General features: G+C 73.7%; 8 protein-coding genes. 5 read left to right on the forward strand and 3 right to left on the reverse strand.

Annotation, left to right across the window (positions count from 1 at the left end):
- Positions 1 to 193 precede the first annotated feature (193 nt).
- The gene (locus AC2TEW_RS06680; protein ID WP_484622384.1) at positions 194 to 454 is read right to left on the reverse strand and encodes a GlsB/YeaQ/YmgE family stress response membrane protein; all 261 of its coding nucleotides are present in this window, start codon (positions 452 to 454) and stop codon (positions 194 to 196) included.
- A 447-nt stretch (positions 455 to 901) separates the two neighbouring features.
- Between AC2TEW_RS06680 and AC2TEW_RS06685 the strand changes: the two genes are divergently transcribed.
- Both AC2TEW_RS06685 and AC2TEW_RS06690 read left to right on the forward strand, forming a co-directional pair.
- The gene (locus AC2TEW_RS06685; protein WP_484622385.1) at positions 902 to 1,216 is read left to right on the forward strand and encodes a hypothetical protein; all 315 of its coding nucleotides are present in this window, start codon (positions 902 to 904) and stop codon (positions 1,214 to 1,216) included.
- A 140-nt stretch (positions 1,217 to 1,356) separates the two neighbouring features.
- Positions 1,357 to 1,857, forward strand: a complete 501-nt coding sequence (locus AC2TEW_RS06690; RefSeq protein ID WP_484622386.1) for a hypothetical protein — start codon at positions 1,357 to 1,359, stop codon at positions 1,855 to 1,857.
- 54 nt (positions 1,858 to 1,911) lie between these two features.
- Here AC2TEW_RS06690 and AC2TEW_RS06695 read toward each other — a convergent pair whose 3' ends face one another.
- Both AC2TEW_RS06695 and AC2TEW_RS06700 read right to left on the reverse strand, forming a co-directional pair.
- On the reverse strand, positions 1,912 to 2,880 hold the full coding sequence (locus AC2TEW_RS06695; RefSeq protein ID WP_484622387.1) for a DUF8832 domain-containing protein: 969 nt from the start codon (positions 2,878 to 2,880) through the stop codon (positions 1,912 to 1,914).
- 207 nt (positions 2,881 to 3,087) lie between these two features.
- Entirely contained in the window at positions 3,088 to 3,576 is a 489-nt protein-coding gene (locus AC2TEW_RS06700) for a hypothetical protein (protein ID WP_484622388.1), read from the reverse strand.
- 123 nt (positions 3,577 to 3,699) lie between these two features.
- Here AC2TEW_RS06700 and ykgO point away from each other — a divergent pair, with 123 nt between their 5' ends.
- From ykgO to AC2TEW_RS06715, 3 genes are all read left to right on the forward strand, one after another.
- The gene (ykgO, locus tag AC2TEW_RS06705) at positions 3,700 to 3,822 is read left to right on the forward strand and encodes a type B 50S ribosomal protein L36 (protein ID WP_484622389.1); all 123 of its coding nucleotides are present in this window, start codon (positions 3,700 to 3,702) and stop codon (positions 3,820 to 3,822) included.
- A gap of 487 nt (positions 3,823 to 4,309) precedes the next feature.
- Positions 4,310 to 5,137 (forward strand): alpha/beta fold hydrolase, encoded by an 828-nt coding sequence (locus AC2TEW_RS06710; protein WP_484622390.1) that lies wholly within the window; start codon positions 4,310 to 4,312, stop codon positions 5,135 to 5,137.
- A 144-nt stretch (positions 5,138 to 5,281) separates the two neighbouring features.
- On the forward strand, positions 5,282 to 5,614 hold the full coding sequence (locus tag AC2TEW_RS06715) for a carboxymuconolactone decarboxylase family protein (RefSeq protein WP_484622391.1): 333 nt from the start codon (positions 5,282 to 5,284) through the stop codon (positions 5,612 to 5,614).
- The last annotated feature ends 100 nt before the right edge of the window (positions 5,615 to 5,714 follow it).

Here is a 5,714-nt window from a genome sequence, read left to right on the forward strand (position 1 = left end):
CCGGCTCCCGGAAAAGAAAGCCGATACACGGGGGGGGGTTGGTTTTGTCCTCCGCTTCCACGTCCCGGGCCCCTCCGCCGCCGAGCCTCGTCGTTCCGGGGATGGAGCGGGATGCCCGACGCCGCCGTTCGCGCGACGGCGAAGGGCGGCGGCGGGTGCGGGACGGGAGCCGGTGGCGTCGAACGGCCGGGGTTCAGTGGCCCCGGCGCGACCAGACCGGGCTGACCAGGCCGATCAGCAGTGCGGCAGCGCCAACCTGGAGCAGATGGCGGATCCAGTCGACCCCGGAGGTGTCACGGACGCCGAACGCGGCGGCCAGGCTGTTGCCGATCAGGCCCCCGGCGATGCCGAGCAGCACGGTCAGCCAGAGCGGGATCGCCTGGCGGCCCGGGAGCACCAGCTTGGCGAGCAGGCCGATCACGAGGCCCGCGAGGATGGCCCAGAGGATGGTCATGGGGACTCCCTTTCATCCGTTCCGTCCCGGCCGGTCCGGGGACCACCGTCGCGTGCCCGCGTTCCGCTGCCGCATGCATGCGACGCGGAGGTGGCCCGGCGAACAGCGCCTCGCCGATCCCGCCCTGCCGGTGTCCTGCCGATACTGCCCCGGCCGATCCCGCCGTGCTGGCTGCGCCGACGGCCTGCCCGCGCCCGATGCCCTGCCCCGGCCGGCGCAGGGGGACCTCGCCCGCAAGACCCGGGCCGGGCGAGGGCGCGACCGTGCTGCCCGTGGAGCGGCAGCCCGAGCGGCGAGCCGTACGTGGCGGTGGCCGGCCCCGGGCCCCGCCCGTGGGGCGACAATGGAAGCAGTACGACGTACGGCGCCAGCCGGCCGGTCCCGAGGCTCGGGGCGAGGGCCGGCCCGGCGGCGCGGCACGGTGGACGCGGTCAGGAGGCGATCGTCGTGGGTGCGGGCTTCTCCCGGCGGGAGCGTCAGGAACTGGCGGCGATCGAGCGCGGGCTGGCCCTGGGCGACCGCAGGCTGGAGCGGTGCCTGCGGACGGGCCGGATCGGCCTGCTGGGTCTGCTCGCCGGCCCGACCACCACGGTCCTGGCGTTGGTGGTGGTCGCGGTCGCGGCGGCCGGGGCGACGGCGGCCGCCGCGGCGCAGAGCCTGGGGTTGCTGGCCCGGATCGCTTTCATGCTGTGGGCCGCCGCCGTGGGATGCGCGCTGCGCCTGTGGGTGATCCGGCATCCCGACCGCCCGCTGAGCCGCTGAGCCGCTGAGCAACTGAACTGCACCGCCCCGCCGTTCGCGGGCGGCGCCCGAGGCGTATCGTACGGGCCGTGACCGAACTGATCTTCCGCGGGAGAGACCGGTACCGACCGTCCTGGAGGCATTTCGCGGGCCTGTGTGCCGTGTTGGCCGCACAGACCTCCGTCGCCGCCTACCGGCTCGGTCCGATCGGGACCTGCTGGGTGCTCGGGGTGACCGTCGTACTCATCGGCCTGGGACTCCTCCTGGCGTTCCGGAGCTGGACCACGGTCGGGGCCCGCGGCATAACCGTCTGCTGGGGCATCGGGCGTGGCCGGACCTACCCCTGGCACGAGATCCGGTGGATCGACGTACGCGAGACCCGGAGCCAGTACGGGACGTCGCTCGTGCCGCGGATGTTCCTCGTGAGCGGGCGGCGCCGCGCACTGCCCGGGCTGCAGCACAGCGAGTTCTACCCGGCCCCCGACTTTGCCGCGGAGTTCCGGCGGATCGTGGCCTGGTGGGAGCTGAGTACCGACGAGTCCGCGCGGGTCCGGCCGCCGAAGGGGCTGAGGGACCGGCTGACGCCCGCCGTGATCGCGGTCGTCGTCACGGTGCTCGTCGTGGTCGTCGGCGGACTGGTCCTCGTCCTACTGGGCACCTGAGGTTCCCTGCCCCGGCGCGGCCGTCGGACGGCGGGCCGGGGCAGCGGGCGCGGGTCAGGCGACGTGCAGGGTGAGGGCGGCGGTGTGCAGCTGTCCGGCGGTCCGGAACTGCAGGTAGACCCGCCAGTTGCCGGGTCGGCCGAGCAGGGCATAGAAGGTCAGCGCCGGTCCGCCGTTGTCCCCGGCGAGCGGGGTGATGGGATGGAGGTGGGCCAGGGCCAGGTCGCCTTCGTGGAACGCGCTGAGGTGGGCGTAGCTGCCGAGGTAGGGCTGGAGGTCCTGGACGGGCTGCCCGTCCTTGCTGAAGGTCACGGTCAGCGGGTCGGCCGTGCCGGCCGTCAGGTCGCCCTGGACGTCGACGGTGTAGCCGTCGGCCTCGGTGGTGCCCGCCACCGCGGGCAGCGGGACGGAGGCGGCCGGGCCGGGTACGGACACCGTTCGGCTGAGGACGAACTCGGTGCCCTTGCGCGGGCCGGCGTCGGGTGTGAACGAGGCGTACAGCCGCCAGTCGCCCGGCTCGAGGGCGGCCAGTGCGGCGGTCCAGGTGCCGTCCGCGGCCATCGTGGGGTGCAGGTGCTGATAGCCGGTCAGGTCCGAGCGGACCGCGTAGAAGTGCAGCCGTTCGGTCTGGACCTCGGCGAAGGCCGTGACCGGGCGGCCGTCCGGGCCGGTGATGGTGAACCGGTAGCTCTCCGCCCGGCCGGCGGCCAGGGTGGTGGTCGCGGGGTCGAGCCGGTAGCCGTCCTGTTCGGAGGCGAGACCCTCGCCGGCCGGCATCCCGGCCATGCCGGGCATCCCCGGCATGGTCGCCATCCCGGGCATCCCCGCCATCCCGGCCGTGCCGGGGGAGGCCGGCCCGTTCGCCGTCGCGTGGTGGTCCGCCCCGGGCGCGCCCGCGTGGGCGTGGGGCGCCGTCTGCGGGGACGAACCGCACGCGGCCAGGACGAGCAGGGCGGTCGCCCCCGCCGCCAGCGGGAGGGAGCAGAGACGCAGGACGCGGTGTCCGGCCCAGTGGTCGGTCATGGCGGGCCCTTTCGAGGGTGCGGGCGGTGCGGAGCCGGTGCACACGCCCGGGCCGGACGCCGCCGCTGCCCTTACCCGCCCCGACGCACTCCGGCCGGGAGAGGTCCCGGTACTCAGGAGATCCGCGGGCCCGGCGGCGATAACGGAAAACCGGACGGTTCTGCGGCGGAGTCCCGTACGGCCGGCGCCGCCCCGCCGTGGCGGTCGTCAGCGCCGGCGGCGCGCCTTCGCCGGAGGCCTGACCGGTGCATGGCCCCAGAACGCGCGGTAGAGCAGCATCCCCGCCGTGCCGCCCAGCCCGATCACCACGATCAGGACGGACGGGAAGAGCACCTGCCGCCAGCCGACCTGCGCCGGGAACGCCACCGTGGACGTCCGGTGCGGGTCGATGAGCACGGTCCGGACCGCGCCCGGCTCCAGCAGGGGCAGCCCGTCGCCCGGATCGGTGTCGGCCCTGACCTGCCGGCCGTCGGGCAGCGCGAGCGCCATGCCGTTCGGCCTGTGGTGCTGCGGGTCGGAGTAGTCCACCCTGACGACGGTGGCCTGCACCTGCTCGGCGTCGGCGTAGCGGTAGTGGTAGCGGGCCTGCGTACCCATCCACAGCAGGCCCAGCACCACGAACCCGCCGGACACGACGAGTCCGACCACCAGTTTCGTCCTGTCGTACAGCGCTGGTCCCAACACTTTCCGTGCCATGGCTCCCCCTTGATCCCCGGTGCGCAGAGCATAGGGCGCCCGGCCGGGAACAAGTAGCGGAATAGCTGTGTTGGCATGCTCGCGACGCCAGTAGGGTCGCGGTGCAAGAGAGAGGACGGGCAGATGAAGGTGCGCAACTCGCTTCGAGCGCTCAAGGCCAAGCCCGGTGCCCAGGTGGTCCGCCGGCGCGGGAGGACGTTCGTCGTGAACAAGAAGGATCCGCGGCTCAAGGCCCGGCAGGGCTGACCGGAACGGCCGGGGGTCGCGGGCGGGCCGCACCGGCCCCCGCGGCCCCCGGCCCCGGCCGGGCGGGCCCGTCAGGTGCGCTTCAGGTCGACCGGCCGGACCGGGACCCCGGCGGGCAGTGGACCGGCAAACCGTCATCCGGAGCCGGAGGCCCGGCCGTTGGGGACCGGCGATGTGGACCACCGCCGCCGCTCCGGTCGACGCGCCCGCCGACCCGGTCGCCCCCGACGGGCGGGTGGTGCGGACCGGGGGTGCCCACCGGAGGTGTCGACCCCGAGGTGTTCCCGGCGCACGAATCGCGGGGCGTGACCCGCGTACTAGAGTGGGTGCCAGGACGTGCTCGTTCCGGCCGTCCCGCGCCGCCGACCCCAGCGTCGAGCCCTGTGCGTCCGCTGCTGGTCCGCGGTGCGACCTCCGGAGCCGGATCCGGGCACTGAACTCCCCCTTCCGTGAGTGGAGTTCCGGACCACAGCGAGGAGAGACCCCGATGGGCTTCGTCACCTCCAAGGACGGCACGCAGATCTTCTACAAGGACTGGGGCGCGGGCCAGCCCGTGGTCTTCTCCCACGGCTGGCCGCTGACCGCCGACGCCTGGGACGCCCAGCTCAAGCTGATGGCGGACAACGGGTTCCGCGCCATCGGCCACGACCGGCGCGGAGGCGGCCGGTCCGGCCAGCCCTGGGACGGGAACAACCTCGACACCTACGCCGACGACCTGGCCGCGGTCATGGACACCCTCGACCTCCGCGACGCCATCCTGGTCGGCCACTCGACCGGCGGCGGCGAGGTCACCCGCTACCTCGGCCGGCACGGCTCCGGCCGGGTGGCCAAGGCGGTCCTGGTCGGTGCAATCCCGCCGCTGATGCTCAAGACCGAGGCCAATCCGGAGGGCCTGCCGATCGACGTCTTCGACGGGATCCGGGACGGCGTGCTCAACGACCGCTCGCAGTTCTACCGGGACCTCAGCGCCTCCTTCTACGGGGCCAACCGGGACGGATCCACGGTCACCCAGGGAATCCGCGACCAGTTCTGGCTCTGGAGCATGTCGGTGGGCATCAAGGGCGCGTACGACTGCGTCAAGGCGTTCTCCGAGACCGACCTGACCGAGGACCTCAAGAAGATCGACGTACCGACCCTGATCGTGCACGGGGACGACGACCAGATCGTGCCCATCGTGGCCGCCGGCGACAAGTCCTCGAAGCTGGTCAAGGGCGCGGTGTACAAGATCTACCCGGGCGCCCCGCACGGACTGGCGATGATCCCGAAGTTCGCCGATCCGTTCAACGCCGACCTGCTGGCCTTCGCCCGCAGCTGACCGACGGCGGTCGAGCTGCGGCACTCCACCGGCCGCCGGATGGCGGCCCGGGCGGGTGCCTCCTACTGTCGAAGGGCAAGCGGTCCCGGCCGGAAGCGCCGCCTCCGCCGTGTGGGCCCACACCCCGTGAGAGGGAGCCCGACCATGTCCACGATGTCCGAAACCCCCGTGCTCGACACCCTGGCCGCCATGACGCTCGACTCCATCGAGCGCTGTGGGATGAGCGCCGACATGCTGATCCTCACCCGCATCGCCGCGCTCGTCGCCATGGACGCACCGGCGATCTCCTACCTGGCCCACATGGGCCCCGCCGTCGAGGCGAACGTCACCCCGGAGCAGCTCCAGGACGTCCTGGTGGCCATCGCCCCGATCGTGGGCACCGCCCGCGTGATGGCGGCCGCCGGGCACATCACCGAGGCACTCGGCGTCGCCATCGCCGTGGCCGACGCCGACATGATGGACCGCATGGGCGAGTAGCCCGCCGGGCCCGGCCGTCCCGCACCGCGGGGACGGCCACCGGGCGCGGGGACCGCGGTGCGGCGGGCAGGAACTCCGGACCCACCGCACCGCGGTCCCC

This window comes from Kitasatospora sp. NEAU-CNBT7, assembly GCF_057220535.1.